Origin of the sequence: Paenibacillus sp. FSL R7-0163 (assembly GCF_037969975.1) — a bacterium.
In the GTDB taxonomy this organism is placed as follows: Bacteria; Bacillota; Bacilli; order Paenibacillales; family Paenibacillaceae; genus Paenibacillus_AQ; species Paenibacillus_AQ odorifer.
The window spans coordinates 2,338,274-2,356,910 of record NZ_CP150224.1 but is presented as its reverse complement, the minus strand read 5'-3'; the positions used below and the strand labels follow the sequence as shown (position 1 = coordinate 2,356,910).

The 18,637-nt window shown below is 43.7% G+C and carries 19 protein-coding genes; 3 read left to right on the top strand and 16 right to left on the bottom strand.

Annotated features, from left to right (window positions below):
• Nucleotides 1-2 precede the first annotated feature (2 nt).
• The 3 genes from NST45_RS10425 to pdhA form a co-directional block, all read right to left on the bottom strand.
• The gene (locus NST45_RS10425; RefSeq protein WP_339825536.1) at nt 3-1,649 is read right to left on the bottom strand and encodes a 2-oxo acid dehydrogenase subunit E2; all 1,647 of its coding nucleotides are present in this window, start codon (nt 1,647-1,649) and stop codon (nt 3-5) included.
• A gap of 106 nt (nt 1,650-1,755) precedes the next feature.
• Nucleotides 1,756-2,733, bottom strand: coding sequence for an alpha-ketoacid dehydrogenase subunit beta (locus NST45_RS10420; RefSeq protein ID WP_038571553.1), 978 nt, complete (start codon nt 2,731-2,733; stop codon nt 1,756-1,758).
• A gap of 15 nt (nt 2,734-2,748) precedes the next feature.
• Nucleotides 2,749-3,816, bottom strand: a complete 1,068-nt coding sequence (gene pdhA / locus NST45_RS10415) for a pyruvate dehydrogenase (acetyl-transferring) E1 component subunit alpha (protein ID WP_036687689.1) — start codon at nt 3,814-3,816, stop codon at nt 2,749-2,751.
• A 265-nt stretch (nt 3,817-4,081) separates the two neighbouring features.
• Here pdhA and NST45_RS10410 point away from each other — a divergent pair, with 265 nt between their 5' ends.
• Nucleotides 4,082-4,813, top strand: coding sequence for an alpha/beta hydrolase-fold protein (locus tag NST45_RS10410; protein WP_036687691.1), 732 nt, complete (start codon nt 4,082-4,084; stop codon nt 4,811-4,813).
• A gap of 138 nt (nt 4,814-4,951) precedes the next feature.
• Here NST45_RS10410 and NST45_RS10405 read toward each other — a convergent pair whose 3' ends face one another.
• A complete protein-coding gene (locus NST45_RS10405; protein WP_076144776.1) occupies nt 4,952-5,416 on the bottom strand; it encodes a low molecular weight protein-tyrosine-phosphatase in 465 nt (154 codons plus the stop codon).
• Nucleotides 5,417-5,581: 165 nt separating this feature from the next.
• Here NST45_RS10405 and NST45_RS10400 point away from each other — a divergent pair, with 165 nt between their 5' ends.
• Both NST45_RS10400 and NST45_RS10395 read left to right on the top strand, forming a co-directional pair.
• Nucleotides 5,582-6,223, top strand: a complete 642-nt coding sequence (locus NST45_RS10400; protein ID WP_036687693.1) for a thiamine diphosphokinase — start codon at nt 5,582-5,584, stop codon at nt 6,221-6,223.
• A gap of 295 nt (nt 6,224-6,518) precedes the next feature.
• The gene (locus NST45_RS10395) at nt 6,519-7,019 is read left to right on the top strand and encodes a C40 family peptidase (protein ID WP_036687694.1); all 501 of its coding nucleotides are present in this window, start codon (nt 6,519-6,521) and stop codon (nt 7,017-7,019) included.
• A gap of 45 nt (nt 7,020-7,064) precedes the next feature.
• On the opposite strand, the gene NST45_RS10390 is transcribed toward NST45_RS10395, so the two are convergent.
• From NST45_RS10390 to rnz, 12 genes are all read right to left on the bottom strand, one after another.
• Entirely contained in the window at nt 7,065-7,784 is a 720-nt protein-coding gene (locus tag NST45_RS10390; RefSeq protein ID WP_076103939.1) for a response regulator transcription factor, read from the bottom strand.
• A 116-nt stretch (nt 7,785-7,900) separates the two neighbouring features.
• On the bottom strand, nt 7,901-8,941 hold the full coding sequence (locus tag NST45_RS10385; RefSeq protein ID WP_076223829.1) for a ThiF family adenylyltransferase: 1,041 nt from the start codon (nt 8,939-8,941) through the stop codon (nt 7,901-7,903).
• A gap of 73 nt (nt 8,942-9,014) precedes the next feature.
• Entirely contained in the window at nt 9,015-10,568 is a 1,554-nt protein-coding gene (locus NST45_RS10380; protein WP_036687697.1) for an ABC-F family ATP-binding cassette domain-containing protein, read from the bottom strand.
• A gap of 114 nt (nt 10,569-10,682) precedes the next feature.
• The gene (locus NST45_RS10375) at nt 10,683-12,176 is read right to left on the bottom strand and encodes a serine/threonine-protein kinase (protein ID WP_081386913.1); all 1,494 of its coding nucleotides are present in this window, start codon (nt 12,174-12,176) and stop codon (nt 10,683-10,685) included.
• Between the two features lie 123 nt (nt 12,177-12,299).
• Nucleotides 12,300-13,367, bottom strand: coding sequence for an SAM-dependent methyltransferase (locus NST45_RS10370; protein ID WP_036687700.1), 1,068 nt, complete (start codon nt 13,365-13,367; stop codon nt 12,300-12,302).
• Nucleotides 13,364-14,146: an ATP-binding cassette domain-containing protein gene (locus tag NST45_RS10365; protein ID WP_036687827.1), complete on the bottom strand. Its 783-nt coding sequence runs from the start codon at nt 14,144-14,146 to the stop codon at nt 13,364-13,366. Before NST45_RS10365 ends, NST45_RS10370 begins: the two co-directional genes overlap by 4 nt.
• Nucleotides 14,146-14,469, bottom strand: coding sequence for a thioredoxin family protein (locus NST45_RS10360; protein ID WP_076141991.1), 324 nt, complete (start codon nt 14,467-14,469; stop codon nt 14,146-14,148). The genes NST45_RS10365 and NST45_RS10360 overlap by 1 nt, the downstream gene beginning before the upstream one ends.
• Nucleotides 14,466-14,810 carry a cyclic-phosphate processing receiver domain-containing protein gene (locus NST45_RS10355; RefSeq protein ID WP_036687703.1) on the bottom strand — a complete coding sequence of 115 codons (345 nt, stop codon included), beginning with the start codon at nt 14,808-14,810 and terminating at the stop codon, nt 14,466-14,468. Before NST45_RS10355 ends, NST45_RS10360 begins: the two co-directional genes overlap by 4 nt.
• Entirely contained in the window at nt 14,807-15,670 is an 864-nt protein-coding gene (locus NST45_RS10350; protein ID WP_076141990.1) for a deoxyribonuclease IV, read from the bottom strand. Before NST45_RS10350 ends, NST45_RS10355 begins: the two co-directional genes overlap by 4 nt.
• Nucleotides 15,660-16,475: a DNA-formamidopyrimidine glycosylase family protein gene (locus tag NST45_RS10345; RefSeq protein WP_036687706.1), complete on the bottom strand. Its 816-nt coding sequence runs from the start codon at nt 16,473-16,475 to the stop codon at nt 15,660-15,662. The genes NST45_RS10350 and NST45_RS10345 overlap by 11 nt, the downstream gene beginning before the upstream one ends.
• A 45-nt stretch (nt 16,476-16,520) precedes the next feature.
• Nucleotides 16,521-17,309, bottom strand: coding sequence for a TIGR01457 family HAD-type hydrolase (locus tag NST45_RS10340; protein ID WP_038571566.1), 789 nt, complete (start codon nt 17,307-17,309; stop codon nt 16,521-16,523).
• Between the two features lie 293 nt (nt 17,310-17,602).
• Complete coding sequence (rnz, locus tag NST45_RS10335; RefSeq protein WP_076103946.1) at nt 17,603-18,541, bottom strand: ribonuclease Z; 939 nt, start codon at nt 18,539-18,541, stop codon at nt 17,603-17,605.
• Nucleotides 18,542-18,637: the final 96 nt, after the last annotated feature.

The window sequence follows — 18,637 nt, the reverse complement described above, 5'->3', positions numbered from 1 at the left end:
AATTATACCTCCATAACCAGCAGCTCAGGATTATTGAGCAGCGATTTAATGTAGTTCATAAAGTTTTGAGCAGTCGCACCATCGATAATACGGTGGTCAAAGCTGAGTGACAACGCCATTACTGGAGCAACTACGATTTCACCATTTTTCACAACTGCTTTTTCACTGATACGGCCAGTTCCGAGGATAGCCACTTCAGGGAAGTTGATGATTGGAGTAAAGAACATACCGCCAGCAGAACCGATGTTACTGATGGAGATCGTGCTGCCCTTCATTTCGTTAGCAGACAATTTACCGTCACGGCCACGAACAGCCAAGTCAGTGATGCTGCTAGCGATCATCCAAATGCTCTTACGGTCAGCGTCTTTGATAACTGGAACGATCAAACCGTTTGGTGTATCAGTAGCGATACCGATATTGTAGTATTTCTTGTAGACAATTTCGCCTGCTTCTTCATCAATCATAGCATTAAGTGCTGGGAATTGACGGGAAGCTGCAACAAGAGCCTTAACGATGAATGGAAGGTAAGTAACCTTAACGCCTTTTTTCTCAGCAATAGGTTTCATACGCGTACGGAATGCTACCAGTTCAGTAACATCTACTTCATCCATGATGGTTACGTGCGGAGCAGTGTAAGCCGATTTAACCATTGCGTTGGAGATCGCCTTACGAATACCCTTGAATGGTACACGTTCTTCTTCAAGACTAACGTTACCGCTAGCTGCTGCAGGTGCTGCTTTAGCTTCGGTCTTAGCAGCCTTAGGAGCTTCAGACGCCGCTGCTGCTGCAGGAGCCGCAGGTGTAGAACCACCTTTCAAGAAGGCTTCTACGTCTTCACGAGTGATTTTGCCACCTTTTCCAGTTCCGTTCACTTTGGAAATATCCACTTTTTGCTCACGAGCAAATTTGCGAACGCTTGGTGTAGCCAATACATCGCGGTCAGGAGCTGGTGTTACACTTGCAGATCCGCCTTCTTTAGCACCAGCAGGGCTTGTTGCTGCAGGGGAAGAAGTAGTGTTTGCACTTCCTTTTGCTGCATCAGCTTCAGCAGATGCATGACCTTCTTGTTCAGGAACGTCGCCTTCAGCAGCGATAATAGCAACAACTTCGCCTACGCGGCAAACTTGGCCATCTTTAGTCAGAACTTCCAATACAGTACCATTCACTGGACATGGAACCTCAACTACCGCCTTGTCATTTTGAACTTCCATGATGATGTCATCATCCGTTACCTTGTCACCGGCTTTGATATGCATTTTGATGATTTCACCTTCATGCAGACCTTCACCCAGCTCAGGGAAGCGATATTCAAAATTCGATGCTTTGTTAGATGCTGGAGCAGCTGGTGCAGCTGGCGCTTGAGCAGCAGGAGCTTCAGTAGCAGCACCCTCTTGATCAGGCACGTCACCTTCTGCTTCGATAATAGCCACTACTTCACCGACACGGCATACTTGACCGTCTTTAGTCAGAACTTCCAATACAGTACCGTTTACTGGGCAAGGCACCTCAACTACCGCCTTGTCATTTTGAACTTCCATTACGATATCATCATCCGTTACCTTGTCACCGGCTTTGATATGCATTTTGATGATTTCACCTTCATGCAGACCTTCACCTAGTTCAGGAAATCGGTATTCAAACTTTGCCACTTTGAAAACCTCCTCGTGAAATTGGGACTAACCTTATGATTTAAACTTTATAAGATGAAACAACGTTGTCATCCATATGGATGACAACTGTTTCTCGTAAAAATATTTAGAATTCCAAAACTTTCTTCACGCCTGCAATAATACGCGCTGGGTTTGGAAGCCATGTATCTTCAATTTGTGCAAATGGATATACAGTGTCAGGACCTGCGATACGAAGCACAGGAGCTTCTAAGTGCAGTAGAGCTTTTTCATTGATTTGTGCGATAACTTCAGCAGCTACACCCGCACTCTTTTGTGCTTCTTGCACCACGATAGCACGGTTAGTCTTCTTCACAGACGCTACAATAGTGTCAATGTCGATCGGACTTACAGTACGAAGGTCGATAATTTCAACATTAACGCCTTCTTTTTCGAGTTGCTCGGCTGCTTTGGTAGCTGTATGTACCATCAGCCCGTAAGTAATGATCGAAACGTCAGAACCTTCACGTACTACGTTCGCTTTACCAAGTTCAACTGTATATTCACCTTCTGGCACTTCAGCACGGAATGCATGATAAAGGTTCAAGTGCTCCATGAAGAATACAGGGTCATTGTCGCGGATAGACGCGATTAAAAGTCCCTTAGCATCATATGGGTTTGAAGGAATTACAACTTTAATCCCTGGGCTTTGTGCGATCAAACCTTCGAGTGAGTCAGTGTGAAGCTCAGCAGCCTTAACTCCGCCACCAAAAGGAGTACGGAATACTACTGGAGCATTATATTTACCGCCAGAACGCCAGCGCAGACGTGCCGCTTGAACAACGATCTGATCCAGAGCTTCAAAGATAAAACCTACGAATTGAATTTCTGCAATTGGGCGGAAGCCTTGTACACCAAGACCAAATGCCAGACCGCCGATAGCGGACTCAGCTAGTGGTGTATCAAAAATACGATCTTCGCCAAATTCCTTTTGCAGACCTTCTGTTACACGGAAAACGCCACCTACATTACCAACATCCTCTCCGAAGATAAGAACGTTAGGGTCACGATTCAGTTCAACGCGCATCGCGTCGCGGATCGCTTCTTTCATATTCATTTGTGCCATTGCCTGATATCCCCCTTATTCAAAATCGGCTTTTTGCTCTTCCAGATGTTTAGGTGTTACTTCGAACATGCTGTCGATCAAGCCAGGTATTGTCATTTTTTCGGTTTGTTCAGCTTTTTTGATCTGCTCGTTAACAGTAGCTTTCGCTTCATCTTTCACGCGCAGTGTATCTTCTTCAGTCCAAAGACCTTTCTTCTCCAAATACTTGGCAAGACGGGCGATTGGATCCTTTTCACTCCACTGTCCTTCTTCTTCTTTCGAACGATATTTACTTGCATCGTCAGAAAGGGAGTGTGGACGGAAACGGTAAGTTACAGCTTCGATCAATGTAGCACCTTCGCCGTTGCGTGCACGTTCAGCAGCATCGCGTACAGCACTGATTACTGCAAAGATGTCCATACCGTCAACCTTAATCCCTGGAATACCAGCTGCAACCGCTTTGTGAGCGATCGATTTGGAAGCCGTTTGTTTAGCGAACGGAGTCGTAATCGCGTAACCATTGTTTTGAACAAAGAAGATTACAGGCAGTTTAAAACGACCAGCAAAGTTCAAGCCTTCGTAGAAGTCACCTTCTGAAGAACCGCCATCACCAGTGTAAGTAATTGCAACACTCTTTTGTTTTTTCAATTTGAAGCCCATAGCAATACCAGTAGCGTGCAGGATTTGCGCACCAATGATAATTTGTGGCATCAATACATTAACACCATCAGGAATAGCTCCACCATGTTGGTGACCACGGGAATATAAGAAAGCTTGGTACAATGGAAGTCCGTGCCATACTAGCTGCGGAATATCACGGTAGCCTGGGCATAAGAAGTCTTCTTTCTCCAAAGCGAACTCACTACCAATCATGGTAGCTTCTTGACCGGATACCGGTGCGTAGAAACCAAGACGACCTTGACGGCCAAGGTTTACTGCACGATCATCCCAAGTACGGGTAAATACCATACGATACATAATTTCTTTCAGTTGATCGTCAGTTAAATCTGGCATCTTATCCTTATTGATAATTTCTCCATCCGGGGAAAGTACCGATAGAGCCTCGACGTCCTCTGTATACACTTCATAAGGAACTTTACTCATTATCTTCACCTCAATAAAAAAATTTGAATATCAGCTGCCTCTGTTATAATATTATTATACACCTGTTTAGTTACTTTCGTCAAAGAAATACTTATAAAATTTATATTTCTTTAAATTTTGTATGTATAACAGGTGAGATAATTTAATATAACAGTTTAACACTTTTCCAACAAGTAAATGATTAATAACACAGTTACACATTTAATAATTTTAGCGTAACCCTGTGTGTATTGCAAAATTCGACAAGAAAGGTGACGTGACAACGATGAGCGATTCTGTTTTTCTGAAACGCACAATTGTAAAAGAAACGCTTTGGAGTGAACATCTGCAGGAGGAACGTAAATTACGTATCTATCTGCCCCCAGGCTACAATGAAGTTCTCAGTTACCCCGTGGTGTACTGCCAAGACGGAGAAGAATTTTTCAACTTTGGACGCATTGCTACACTTGCTGGACAACTTATTATAGAAGAAGATGTCGAGCCCTTCATTATCGTCGGTGTAGAAGTTAACGTCGCTGTTCGGACTCAAGAATACGCTCCGTTCGGCAGCCGATTCAAGCAGTACCTATCTTGCTTTTCCGAAGAGATTATTCCCTTCATTGAAAAAAATTATCCCGTACGCCGTACACCCGAAGAACGAATCTTAGCCGGCGATTCCCTTGGAGGCAGCGTCTCCCTCCATCTCGCACTTGCTTATCCAGCTATCTTCACACGTATCATCAGCCTATCCGGTGCATTCTATCCCGAATCACAAGCCATGCTGGCAAAAGAAGAAGATCTCGCCTGGCTTAACATTAATATGGTCGTTGGACTGCAGGAAACAGATTACCAGACTGATACAGGGACCTATGATTTTGTTCAGATGAACAGAGAAACAAAAGCGTTGCTTGAAGCACGTGGAGCTACCGTATCCTACCGTGAGAAAGACGGTCGTCATCTCTGGGGCTTTTGGCAAAAGGAACTCCCTGAATCTCTACTCTATTTTTTAAACACATAATGCCTTATTGATAGAAGCAAAAAATGAACATCTAAAGAACGTATGTAGATTTCAGCCGTGTTTGCGCTTACAGTTTAATCCAGCGAATTTCCTTAATTTACTTTAATACTAATCAGAGAGGGCTGGAACCCAACCGGGTTACAGCTTTTCTCTTATCACCATTTCAAGCAAAACGTCACAGCCTGCATTGATTAAATCATATACCTGCTCAAAATCCCCTGTAAAATAAGGGTCTGGCACTTCTCTCAATTCTTCCTCAGGCAATAAATCCATGAAGAACAAAAGCTTAGCCTCTTCCCCACCAGGAACCTTTCGAACATTCTCTCCATTAGACTTGTCCATACAAACGATATAATCAAACTTCTGAAAATCCTCGCTACTGACCAAACGCGCTGCCATATTTGCATAACTAATCATGTTTTGATCAAGTATACGTCTAGTCCCTTCATGCGGTTCCTTACCAATATGCCAATCTCCAGTTCCCGCACTGTCAACCAGAATCTTATGTGAAAGCTCTTGTTCATCAATCTTATGGCGCAGAACTGCCTCCGCCATTGGTGAGCGACAAATATTACCCAGACATACAAATAGCACGTTTACGATTTCATTCACCTCCCAATTATTAAAACATAAGTAAATATGAATTTATGCACATAAAAAATCGCACACTATCATTTTAGCGTTGTCTTGGTCAATTGTGCAACTTTTCAATCTGCATTATACTGGGACAGGATAACCAACTAGAGTTTTAGAGGAGGAATGGATGTTATGCCATCCAAACGTGTCGTTATTTTTGCCGGTGGAGAACTATCTCCGGATTATTTCGCTCTATTAGATGAAGAAGATTTTATTATCGGTGCGGACCGGGGTGCATTATTCCTAATCTCACATGGATATATACCAGATATTGCAGTAGGTGATTTTGATTCTGTATCGCCTGAAGCTTTTCAGGATATTCAATCCAAAAGTAAAAAAACCATCACTTGTGATGCCGTAAACAAGGATTTAACCGACAGTGAGATGGCGCTCGATATTGCGATGAATCAGCAACCTGATTCTATTTTACTATTAGGAGTTACAGGCACTCGAATTGACCACTCCTTAGCCAGCATTCAAATGATGACAAGGGCTCTGCAACGTCAAATCAATTGCTACGTCATGGATTCTAATAACTATGTGACACTTACCGGATCCCAAACAGTCATTGAAGATTTGGGCTACACCTATGTATCTTTGCTTCCATTAACTCCTGAAGTAACAGGGATTACATTAGAAGGATTTCAATATCCTTTGAATGACGCCACTTTAAAGCTAGGCCAATCTCTAGGTGTAAGCAACAAACTGATTTCCTCCACTGGAACAGTTAGAATACGTAGTGGATTATTGCTGATTATCCAGAGCAAAGACTAAATACATAGTGATATAGAAACATCCTTGTAACTTTTGTTTTAAAATCAAAAAGCCGATAAATCCTTTATATATCAAGGGGTTTACGGCTTATTTTATTGTCCAAAATATCAAGTTATTAATTTTTTGTAACTTTTAATGAATTTTTAATAAAACGTTTACAACCTAGGCCCAGCCTCACTTTATTGCTGCTCTACCAAATTTTATGACATAGATAACCTGCTATACTACGAATCAGGCAAGCAAGACAAGACACAGCAAGACAGATTGATATACTAACTTTGGAGGTACTTACAACATGAATAAACAACAATGGATAAAAAAAGCGATTGTCATAGGAATGGTTACTACGATGGGCTTAGGAACAATGATGGCAACAGGCGTAGGCGCAACTAAAGTCGAAGCCGCTACGGTGTCCAAAGGACAAAGCGTTGTCAATTTTGGGAAAAACTATATGGGAACTCCATACAAATTCGGAGCATCTACTTCTACTACTAAGGTTTTTGATTGCTCTTCATTTATGAAACATATCTTTAAAAAGTATAATGTATCATTACCCCGTACAGCTGCAGCTCAATCAAAAGTAGGAACTTCTGTTTCCAAAGCAAACCTTCGTGTGGGCGATCTTGTATTCTTCTCTAGCGGCAGCAGAGCAACTGGTAAAAATGTAACTCACGTAGCTGTTTACGCCGGAAACGGTAAAATTCTGCACACTTACGGTAAACCAGGTGTTACGGTTTCTGATCTTAATTCTGGTACATGGAAAAAGACTTATCTAAAGGCTCGCCGCGTACTGTAAACAACAGCTCTATAGTAGAGTCTTTTCTATAAAAGAGAATAAGTCTCAGGATGTGGTGCTGCCTTCGGGCACCCTCATTACATATCCTGTTCCGCGAACAGTGTGAATTAACTTGTTCCGGTACCCTTTATCAATCTTTAAGCGGATATGCCTGATGTATACATCTACAACATTGGTATCTGCATGGAATTGATATCCCCATACTTGTTTGAGTATTTCCTCGCGGGAACATATAATCCCTCGATTCGCAGCGAGATAATATAAAAGATCGAATTCTTTATGCGTCATCTTAAGCTCGATCCCTTCACGGGTGACCAGCCTGCGGCTGGGATCGAGCATTAAACCATCCACCTTTAACAGATGTTTTAAATTTCGACGCCGACCCGTGAGGGTTAATAAATTTAGAATTCTACATTTGAATTCACCGGTATGTAGTGGTTTTGACATAAAATCATTCCCCCCGGCTAAAAAGGCCGCAACCGCTCCGTTACCCGATAACTCTTCGGAAATCACCATGACCGGAAGAATCATTCCCTCATCTCTTACTGCGGAAATGATTTTCCATCCTTCCCATGTTCCCACCTCGCCTAAATCAGCAAGCAGCAATACCGGTTCTACTTCAGAAATGGATAAGCGAAGATCTTCGGGATCTTCGCTTTTTGTTATTTGCAGACCGATATCATTAAACACTTTTTCTATAGCGATTCGCTCTTCTACTCCTCTTTCGTTTCCCTCAGACATATACCATATCAGTTGCTCACTCACAAAGATCCCCCGTATCCATCAGACATGCATCAGCATCCCATTAATAGATATAGAATCCCCGGAAAGCAAAGAGACCATTCCTAGGAAATGGTCTGAAGATCAGTTTATCTTGCTTTTTAACCGAAATATCGATGATAAAAGCTACGGGCGGCGGCAATATCCTTCGTCCCATGAATCAATGCCCGGCCATCTGCGAAGATCACCATCCGGTAAGGACCTTCTTTAAAGGAAATTAGATAAGGATTGCTCTCTACCTCACCGTCTCCTAAACGAGACAAGCGGCTGGCTGTTTCCTGCAGGTTAAGGCTCTGCGGCCGGGCAGGGCGGATTTGTACGGTATCCCTACCACAAAGCACATCACTTCGTTCCGTATTCAAGGCTGTTAGATAAGGGTAGATCGGATGAGTCCCACAAGAAGGGCAATTCTCCTTTTTGGCACTTTTCACTCCAATTTCTTGATGTTCATTACGCCATACATCGAAAGTGAGCAGTTTATTTCTTAATTGGTCCTTACGGTTACCGAGAAGCTTTAACGCCTCAGCTGTAGCATTTGCAGTAACCAATTGCACGGCCTGTGGAAGAATACCCGCTGTATCACAGGTATCTCCCCCTAGTGGGACTGTACCTAAAAGACAATGAAGACATGGCGTTTCTCCAGGCAAAATCGTATATGTAATTCCATAGCTTCCTACACAAGCTCCATAAATCCAAGGGATATTATTCTTTTGGGCAATATCATTAATGATGAGACGTGTATCGAAATTATCGGTCCCATCCATAATCAGATCCACCCCTGAGATGAGTCCTTCCAGTTCTTCCTTCCGCACATCCATAACATGCGCTTCTATGACAACCTCAGAATTAATCTGCTGCAGTCTGTTCTGGGCTGCTATGGCTTTCGGAGCTCGCTCCTGTGCATCTATCTCGGTATACAGCTGTTGCCGCTGCAGGTTACTCCACTCTACATAATCGCGATCAACGATAAGGACATGCCCAACACCACAGCGGACCAATGTCTCTGCAATCCCTGTACCTAACGCACCCGCACCAACCACAAGCACTTTTGATTTTGCGAGCCCCTGCTGTCCTTCAGTACCAAATGGCGCGAAACGTATCTGTCGTGAGTATCGATCTTCTCGCCCGGCGTTATGAAACATACATTATCTCCTCCCCATATCCAAAAAGCGGAGAACAGCAGGATGTCTGCTATTCTCCGGATTTATGATTATTCTATACTTGTACAGCTGACCACTGCTCAACATCCCAAATTTTCGTAACCCAATCTTCATAGAAATCAGGTTCATGGGATACAAGCAGGACTGTGCCTTTATATTCTTGCAAAGCGCGCTTCAGCTCTGCTTTAGCAATAACGTCAAGGTGATTGGTAGGTTCATCGAACAGTACCCAGTTGCTTTCACGCATCAAAAGCTTACAAAGACGCACCTTCGCTTGCTCCCCACCGCTCAGCATACTAAGCGGACGTGTAATATGTTCATTTTTTAGACCACAGCGAGCCAGATGCCCACGAACTTCGTTCTGAGTTAAACTGGAGAATTCATTCCAGACATCCTCAATAGGCGTAAGACTAGCTGCTTTCACTTCTTGTTGGAAATATGCAGGGTTCAGATAATCCCCAAGATAGGTTTTGCCGCTGTATGTTGGGATCACTCCCAGAATAGTCTTCAGCAGTGTAGATTTACCTACACCATTGCAGCCAACAATAGCAATCTTCTCCCCACGTTCAATGACCATATTTAGCTGTGGCAGCAGCGGACGATCATAACCAATCTCGAAATCAATTCCTTCGAATACGGTTTTGCCGCTTGCCCGGCTCTCTTTAAACTTAAAGGTCGGCTTAGCAGCTTCTTCAGGACGATCAATTCGGTCCATACGATCAAGCTGCTTCTCACGGCTTTTTGCCCGGCCTGAGGTTGAAGCACGCGCTTTATTCCGTTGGATGAAGTCCTCTTGTTTTTTGATAAAATCTTGTTGTTTCTCATAGGCATCGATATGCTGGTTTTTGTTCATCTCCGCCATATCAAGGAATTTCTCATAGTTCGCCGTGTAACGGGTCAATTTACCAAACTCCAAGTGATAAACGACATTAACGACTTTATTCATGAACTCAGTGTCATGGGAAATCAATATAAATGCATATGGGTACTGTTTCAAATAGTTGGTCAGCCAATCGATATGCTCAACATCCAAATAGTTGGTAGGCTCATCAAGCAATAGTACATTGGGTTTCTCAAGCAAAAGCTTTGCCAGCAGTACTTTGGTTCTTTGACCACCGCTAAGAGAAGCTACATCACGATCAAGCCCAATCACGGACAGGCCTAAACCATTTGCCATTTCCTCCACTTTTACATCAATCAGATAGAAATCTCCGATGTCCAGTTGTTCCTGAATGTCCCCCATCTGCTCCAGTAGTACTTCTAGTTCCTCAGGCGAAGCATCACCCATCTGCTCTGTGATCTTCAGCATTTCCTGCTCTAACTCAAGCAGTGGCAGAAAAGCGTCCTTTAGAACATCGCGAATCGTTTTTCCTGGTGTAAGAATCGTATGTTGGTCCAAATAACCGTAACGCACCCGAGGGGTCCATTCTACTTTACCATTATCCTTCAAAAGCTTTCCTGTCAAAATATTCATTAGCGTCGATTTACCAACGCCATTTGCTCCAACAATTCCAACATGTTCTCCTGGTAACAACCGGAAAGACACGTTCTTGAACAACGTCCGATCCCCAAAATTGTGGGAAACGTCTTCTACAGTAAGTAAACTCATAAATTCTCCGCAAGCTCCTGTCTATACTTAAATAATGCGTAAATCAAATCACGTATAAATATATATTTTATCACACTTTAGCGGAACACTGAATTAAATGTTAGTCCCAATAGCCTATCTTAAGAAAAAACCACGGCGTTTTCCATCGTTTCGTTCGCCCTTAATGTCCCCTAATAGCTCAGCAATTACATCTGCCAACTTCCCTTTTTGTAAAAATGGATCTTGCTGACACGGTAAATTATAAACCCTATCTATACCTAAAGAATTTCGCAACAGTTCAACAGATTGCTGTTCAGCAAGTGGTAAACCCACTCTCCAATCCCGTTCAGGCTGCAGCCCCTTCCTCCTAATCCATAATAAAGTTTCCTCCAGTCGCCAATCTGCGCCAGAAGCAATTAGAATGGGAATATCGCTATGTTTGATTTCTTCCAGCGCTCCATCAAATCCACCCGTGCCCAGATCTAATACCACAAATTGATAAGCCCCTCTCATAAGCTCTGCTACATCCCCATGGTGAGGTCGCTTCCAGTAATGAACCTTCCTCCAGGAAAATACAGACTCAGAGCTCTCAGCAGGAACTGAAGCGCTCTGCACATCAAGCAAATTGTGCATGCGATCATAAACCGATGAATCCGGTGATAGATCAACCCAAGCTGTTGAACCAATCTGTGCCAGATAACTGCTAATCGCAAATGAAGTATGTGTTGTTCCAAGCCCCGGCCCTACTCCAAGTAAGGCAATCACTTTAGCTTTCCGTTTATCAACTGCTAGGGGTACAGACACTGCTGAATGATTACCTTCATCCATATCAGCCTCCACATGAACCAGTGCTTGAATAACAGCTGTTGCCTCCTGATATCTTTCCTCCGGATGTGGCCGTAATAAACGTCTAATTATCGGAATAAAAGCTGCGGGAACTTGGTCACGCAACTTATTTTCCATTCCTGACTCCCAGTGGCTGCATAATCCTCCGGTAGCCATATATAAAAGCAACGCACCAAGACCATATAAGTCAGAAACCGGTTGACTCTGCCCATTCCCATACTGCTCAGGAGCCGCGAATCCTACCGTACCAAGCTTCACCGTATCTTCAGCGATGCCTTTTCTAAAATTTCGAGCGATTCCGAAGTCGATTAACATTAATTCTTTTTGCTTAGTTAACATAAGATTGGAGGGCTTTAAATCACGATAAACAATGGGCGGATGATGACCATGCAAATATTGCAGGACTTCTAAAAGCTGTTTAGCAATTTGTAGGATGAATTCACAAGGCAAAGGTCCGGGATTATCCCTCATCAGCTGACTTAAAGTTATCCCTTCAATATAATCCATGACTAAATAAGAATACCCTTCTTTATCCGAAAGATAGTAATCAACAATACGTGGAAGCCGCGGGTGATCCAGCCCCATTAGCATCTCCGCTTCCGCTTCAATGTCCGAATGCAGCGTTGCTGAGCTAACACTTTCTTTTACAGCCCAACGTTTCCCCTTTAAACGCAGATCCTCCGCAAGATAAACAATACTCATTCCACCTGTTCCAATCTGGTCAATAATTCTGTATCTGGCGTCCATTATCTGCCCTACCCCAAGCTTCGATGCAAAATTCACTGAACTTCCCCCTTTTTCACATAAAAAAAAGAGAAAGCTTCCGCCATTAACGTTGTTACCGCAGATTACGATAACGTTAATAACGGGATGCTTTCCCTTAAGATTTTTAAATTAGGATCTTACCTAGTATTTAATCATATAAAGCGTGATCTCGTCACGATTATGAAACAGCTGCTTAGCCCGCTGAATCTGCATACGTTCGCCCTCAAACATTGCAATGATCTCTTTGATCATCGCTAGAGGTTTCTTATGCATCAGCTTTACGGTCACAATCGCTGTTCCGCCTGGTGACAGGCTGTGCAGCAGCCCGGTTACAAGCTTTGCCATCAGCTTAGGACTCCAGCTCATATCACATACAAGCAGATCAAATTCATTATCGCGGAATTTCACTTCTCCGGCATTTTTGCGCAGGATCTTCAGACCCGGGTAATTACGCAGCGATTCATGCATCAAAGCAGGGTCAACCGCTGTTACCTTCATTCCACGCTCCAGCAAGAAAGAAGTCCAGCCCCCTGGAGAGGCGCCAATATCAAGCGCATTACGGAAGCTGTAAAAAGGAATAGCGAACTCCTTCTCCGCTTCCATCAGCTTGAACTTAGCACGTGAGATTTGTCCGTCTTCTTTGCGGAAGCGGATTGCACCGCCATTCCAGCCGGATAGATTCTCTTCTGGTCTGGAAACTCCTGCATATAAGGCATTCCCGTCTGCGTAGACAGAAATGACCCATGCCGGATCTTGTACTGTAAATTCTGCACCCAAGCTTTGTAATTGCTCCTGCAGCCATTCACGAAGTTCGCCCGGACTTTCCTGCCAGAAGGAAGGATCCCCTTTACGAACATTTAGGGATACTTTCTCCCCCTCTAGCTCACTGCGGCGGCTTAAATACACAGCCAAACGCTGTAGTGCTTCCATGGTTCCTTCATCCTGAAACTGCACAGGCTGTATATGACGAAGGAAAATGGGCAGATTCTGTGTGAGCAATCGTGATACTTCCTCGGGTTCAGACTGCAAGGTGGCGAGAAAGATTTCTCCCGGCAACAGCAGCGTACTCTTCACTGCGCCGAACAAGCGCCGAAGCTCTTCCTGAGCATATGGCGCAAAGCCGTGATTAGCTGTACAAATATATCGGGAGTACACTATTTCTTCCGGAGCAGTGGTCTGCTCTTCGTTATCATGTCTTAATTCGTTCAAATCGTTTTGCCTCCAGGTCTAATTTTAATCCAGGGACGACCGCTATCCCATTCTACATCAACAGGAATATCATAGGTGGCCAAGATCATTTCTTTGGTTAATACTTCTTCTTTCGGTCCGGAACCAGCTAGCTTACCGTCGCGAATTAAAGCAACATGTGTAAAAAGCGGGACAATTTCTTCCACATGATGAGTTACATAAACAACGGAGACATTACGTTGTCTTAGCTTATCTACTTCAGCCAGCATTTTTTCTCTTTCGTACAGATCAAGACCTGCACAAGGCTCGTCCATAATCAGTAGTTTGGGGTCAGCCATAAGACATCTTGCCAGCATTGCTTTTTTTCGCTCTCCCTGTGACAAGGTTCCAAAAGGATGAAGTGCCATATTGCCCAGATTCATATCCTCTAGCAAGCGGATTGCCTTCTCCTTCACTTCGTGTGGAATGCTCTCGTAGAAACGCAAATAAGCGTAAGCTCCTGTAGCGACAACCTCCCACACCGGATCATTTAAAGACATCTTCTCCATTAAGGAAGGACCAATATAACCAATTTCTTTACGAACCTCGCGTAAATCACATTGACCATATTTATTCCCCAATACCTCAACAGTTCCTTTGCTAGGGAATAAATAACCTGTCATAATCTCCAAAATTGTTGTTTTGCCAGAACCATTCCGTCCCAAAATGACCCAGTTTTCGCCTTCCTTAACTTCTAAGGACACATCGTCCAAGATTAGGCTTTCTTCTCTGCGCAGAGATAAATGTTGTAATGAAATGATCATGATATAATACTCCTTATGTATTCCAGAATCCGCTCAACTGAAACCATTGAATAATAAATAAGCGGATCCTCTATCCGGTCAGCAGAAGCCACTAGTAGAGCAGGAACACTGGTAATACGGTATTGTTGTACCAGATTAGGCAACATGTTCACATTTCCAGCAACCATTTGGAGTTCAGCAGGCAACAGATGTGCCGCCACTTCCAACATGCGTTCTGTTGCCTTACAGGTACCACACAGCGGAGTATGCAAAAACACTACCAGCGGTTCTCCCGGTCTCGTGAGTATCTCCAGTAAATCCGCTTCGTTCATTTCCTTCATTTTAGTCCCGTCTCCCCAGCGATATCATGAAGCTTATCAGAACTCAGGGGACCATTAAACAAGCGCATCCCCTCAGGTTTAGCCGCGTATAAGATTTCATACATTTCTTTTCTCCCTAAAACGCTGGAGGTGTGTAGATAGATTTCACAGGGGTACAGTCCTTCCAGAACAATCCGTCTAGCCACTTCCCCACCTGAATAATCATCCGGTCCCATATCATAATCTAACGATAAAATACCGACCTCACACTCACGCAGCATCAGAAGACATTCTTCTGTTGTCCGGGCTAAAGCAAATCCAAGCGGACCTTTACGGAGATCGTCCATATAGATATGAATCACTTTCTAGCCCCCGCTTCAAACCAACTGCGAACAGTAGCTATTTCATTCCGATGACTGCCATCTGGACCCTTTTCAGTTTCCAAAACAACAGATGTTTTACGTAATCGATCAGAAGTTATTAAGCTTTCAAGACCCTTTTCGCCGATAAAACCTTTTCCTATTCCAGCATGCCGGTCCCGTCTTGAACCAAAGGGAAACTTAGAATCATTAAGATGAACAGCTACAAGATGCGGCCAAAATCCAAGCTGGTTTCCTCGTTCAAGCAAGTCTTCCGTATGCTCAGGATTCCAAATTCCTGCTGCAAAAGCATGACAGGTATCCAGACAAAATCCAATCTTCTCGGGAAACTGGCTAAGCTCACGAACCTTCACCAATTCTTCAAGTGTAATCCCTTCGGTACCATGGTTGCCCGCTTGATTCTCAATTAGCAGCTTGGCGTTACCTTCCCAGGACTGCAGCGTCTCATTCATACATTGTATAATATTTTGATAGCCTTGTAACGGCTCCATTCCAGCAAAATGTCCAAAATGAACAACAATACCTAAGGAACCGCAGGCTTCAGCAATTTCCAGATCATTAAGAAGGGAGTCTACATACACCTTTCGAGGGGTTGCGTCATCCCTATTCGCAGCCATATTGATTGCATAAGGGGTGTGGGCGATAGAGGTGATTCCTTTTTCTTGGCAAAAGAGTGCACAATCCCTTGTATCTCGAATATCAACCGTCTTTAGCTTCAGACTGCGCGGATTTTTCGGAAAATATTGAAAACTTGTTGCACCGCTCTCCCAAGCCAATCGGGCAGCTCTCCCATATCCACCACGAATGCTAACATGAGCCCCTATTTTGGGTTTAGGCTTCATGCTGACAGTCTGGACAATAAAATACTTTGCGTCCAGACAGCTCTGTTTTGATAATCGTTCCCCCATCGCGTAGGCAAGGCTCGCCCTCACGGTCATAGACTTTACATTGATCATTATAGGAACCCGTAACCATGTCACCTGTCATAAACGGCATTTCCATGTATCCGCCGATCTCTGTCGCATCAGTTAATACTTTTTGAATGCTTTGATACAGACGGGAAATGGCTTCAGGTGATAAATTTTGTACTAAAACTGAAGGCAGAAGCCCAGCGTCAAAAGCAATCTCATCCGCATAACAATTTCCAATACCCGCCATTACATGCTGATTCACTAACAGACTTTTTAACGCACCACGCCGCCCTTTTAATATTCCTGCAAAACGTTCCGGCGTCATCCGTCGATCCAGCAGCTCAGGTCCAAGCTTACCCATCGTTGCTTCGCTTTCCTTCACGGATACTAAATGTAAGAACCCTAACCGCAGGCCCATAAAATAAAGGATCTGATCACCAAATGCGATTTCTACTTGCGTATTACGATCCGGCCGCTCTTCTTCTGAACCATAAAAAAGCAATCCACCCAGCATTAAATGCAATAGTAATCTTCGTCCATCATGGAGATGAAACAAAATGTACTTGGCGCGCCGCTCTACAAAAACAACACGCGCACCGATCAAGGCATCAATGAAAGCTTCTGTTTCCATGTTAATTGTTTTTTCTCTGTTCACAATTACATTAGTTATCGGAACATTTATAATACGCTGGCTAAGCAGCTGTCTATAATTCTCCATTTCCGGCAATTCTGGCATACTCATCGTCCCCTCTAAGTTGGTGAAGTAATAAGACCCTAGCTATTATACACCGAGAAACATTTTAAGTTCAGCTAAATCGGCACATATTTCATCGGGAGTGATCCCTGTGATACTTTTATAGTGCTCCAGATTCTCTGTAGTGGTTAAACCGGTAAGAACAAGGATTGTACGACAGCCCGCATTAACACCGGCAGCGATATCCGTACGCATATTATCCCCAACAACAGCAGCATGTTCAGGTTGAATTTTCAGAAGATCTGTCGCATATTTGATCAGATGCGATTCAGGCTTACCGATCACTACTGGCTTCACACCACTGGCAGCCTCAATTGCTGCACCGATCGTACCCGCACCCGGCATAACCCCATCATCTGATGGTAACATTAAATCTGGATTGGTGAGCACAAACTTTGCCCCGCTCAAAATCCAACGCGAAGCTTGAGCTAGCGAAGCATAATTAAAAGAACGATCGATACCTTGCACCACATAATCAGGGGATTCTGTGACGATTTGGAGCCCTGCCTCAATGCAAGCCATACGCAGTCCCTCTTCTCCAAGTATCGCCACTGTAGCCCCAGGTGATTCCTCAGCTATGTAACGTGCGGCTGCCATAGAAGAGGTACATACCTCCTCAGCTTTCGCCTCAATTCCCATTCCACTTAAGTGGGCAGCAACGTTAGCTGCCGTACGCGATGAGTTATTGGTAACAAATAAAAAAGGGATATCCGCTTCACGAAGAGCTTTTATCAGCAGATCAGCACCGGGAATCATTTTATGCCCATGGTACAATGTACCGTCTAGATCAATCAATAATCCTTCAATTTGTTCCATCACTAACCCCTCAGTTTCCATAATAAATTTAATTAATATAATAAATAAATAATAGTATTAACAAACTCGCAGCCTTTGCCCTGCTTGGATTTACAAGCATACTCAATCCCTTTAGGTGGAAGATATCACCTACTGATTTTCGGCAATATGTCCAGCCATTCGTTCGTCTTTTACTCCGTGATTACTTTAAATCTAACACACTTCGTCGAATGAAATCGAACAAGCGTCCCATCCAGCATTTTTTAGCATAGCACTGTCATTTCCTGCGCTTTCCCGGAAAATAATCATTCCCCCTATTGCCCATTTAGTCTGCGAGGTACCGGATATGCATTAAATTCCTCAGCTAATAATGTCTCAGGGAATATGAGTTCAGCTTCCTCAAGCAAAGGAATTAACTCTTCATGCGAGCTGTAACGAGAACTGAAATGAGTCAGCAACAGCTGACCTGCTTTGGCTTCTTTTGCTAACTCTGCAGCCTGACGCGCTGTACTGTGATGATATTGATACGCCATGTCAGCCAGATCATGGGCGAAGGTTGCTTCATGAACAACAAGGTCTGCATTAAGAGAGAGTTCTAAGGCTCCCGAACAAGGTCTTGTATCCCCAAGGATAGTAACAATACGTCCTCGTTTAGGTTCCCTGACAACATCAGCAGCACAGATTCGTACACCTTCATCCGTAACAACATCTTCACCTTTTTTTAATTTCCCATAAATCGGTCCCGGTTTTAAACCATAACTCTTAAGCAATTCCGTATTGAGGCTTCCGGGACTATCCTTTTCCGTTACCCGGTAGCCATAGCTGTCAATGCGATGCTCAAGTAATGCCGCCTCAACTTTAAAGCCATCATCCTCGAATATAATTCCTCCTGTATGCTCTACAATCTCAATCTTGTAAGGAATTCGGGATTGGCTCACAGCTAAGGAGATCTCTAGGTATGCTTTTAATCCAGGGGGTCCGTACACCGTTAACGGCGCTGTACCTCCCTGATAGCCACGACTTGATAATAGACCTGGAAGACCAAATAGGTGATCACCATGCAAGTGGGTAATGAATAGCTTTTCCAGCTTTCCTAACCGAATCGGCGAACTAAGAACCTGATGTTGTGTACCTTCCCCACAATCAAACATCCAAATACTGCGACGTTCTTCCAGCAGTCTTAATGTAACGGACGTTACATTGCGTTGTAGCGTTGGCACACCTGCATTAGTACCTAAAAAATATAAATCCATTCTTTTTCCTCCCTTCTACTTATTGGCTCAACCATCTCTTTTCAATTCTAAACGACCTTCTTCCAGCAAAAAACCCCCCAGTTACGGGAGGTTCCG

Bases quoted from the DNA above. Each gene is read 5' to 3' on its own strand.
- NST45_RS10420 (WP_038571553.1), bottom strand. From the start codon at position 2,733: ATGGCACAAATGAATATGAAAGAAGCGATCCGCGACGCGATGCGCGTT.
- pdhA (WP_036687689.1), bottom strand. From the start codon at position 3,816: ATGAGTAAAGTTCCTTATGAAGTGTATACAGAGGACGTCGAGGCTCTA.
- NST45_RS10410 (WP_036687691.1), top strand. From the start codon at position 4,082: ATGAGCGATTCTGTTTTTCTGAAACGCACAATTGTAAAAGAAACGCTT.
- NST45_RS10400 (WP_036687693.1), top strand. From the start codon at position 5,582: ATGCCATCCAAACGTGTCGTTATTTTTGCCGGTGGAGAACTATCTCCG.
- NST45_RS10395 (WP_036687694.1), top strand. From the start codon at position 6,519: ATGAATAAACAACAATGGATAAAAAAAGCGATTGTCATAGGAATGGTT.
- NST45_RS10385 (WP_076223829.1), bottom strand. From the start codon at position 8,941: ATGTTTCATAACGCCGGGCGAGAAGATCGATACTCACGACAGATACGT.
- NST45_RS10380 (WP_036687697.1), bottom strand. From the start codon at position 10,568: ATGAGTTTACTTACTGTAGAAGACGTTTCCCACAATTTTGGGGATCGG.
- NST45_RS10360 (WP_076141991.1), bottom strand. From the start codon at position 14,469: ATGAAGGAAATGAACGAAGCGGATTTACTGGAGATACTCACGAGACCG.
- NST45_RS10350 (WP_076141990.1), bottom strand. From the start codon at position 15,670: ATGAAGCCTAAACCCAAAATAGGGGCTCATGTTAGCATTCGTGGTGGA.
- NST45_RS10345 (WP_036687706.1), bottom strand. From the start codon at position 16,475: ATGCCAGAATTGCCGGAAATGGAGAATTATAGACAGCTGCTTAGCCAG.
- NST45_RS10340 (WP_038571566.1), bottom strand. From the start codon at position 17,309: ATGGAACAAATTGAAGGATTATTGATTGATCTAGACGGTACATTGTAC.
- rnz (WP_076103946.1), bottom strand. From the start codon at position 18,541: ATGGATTTATATTTTTTAGGTACTAATGCAGGTGTGCCAACGCTACAA.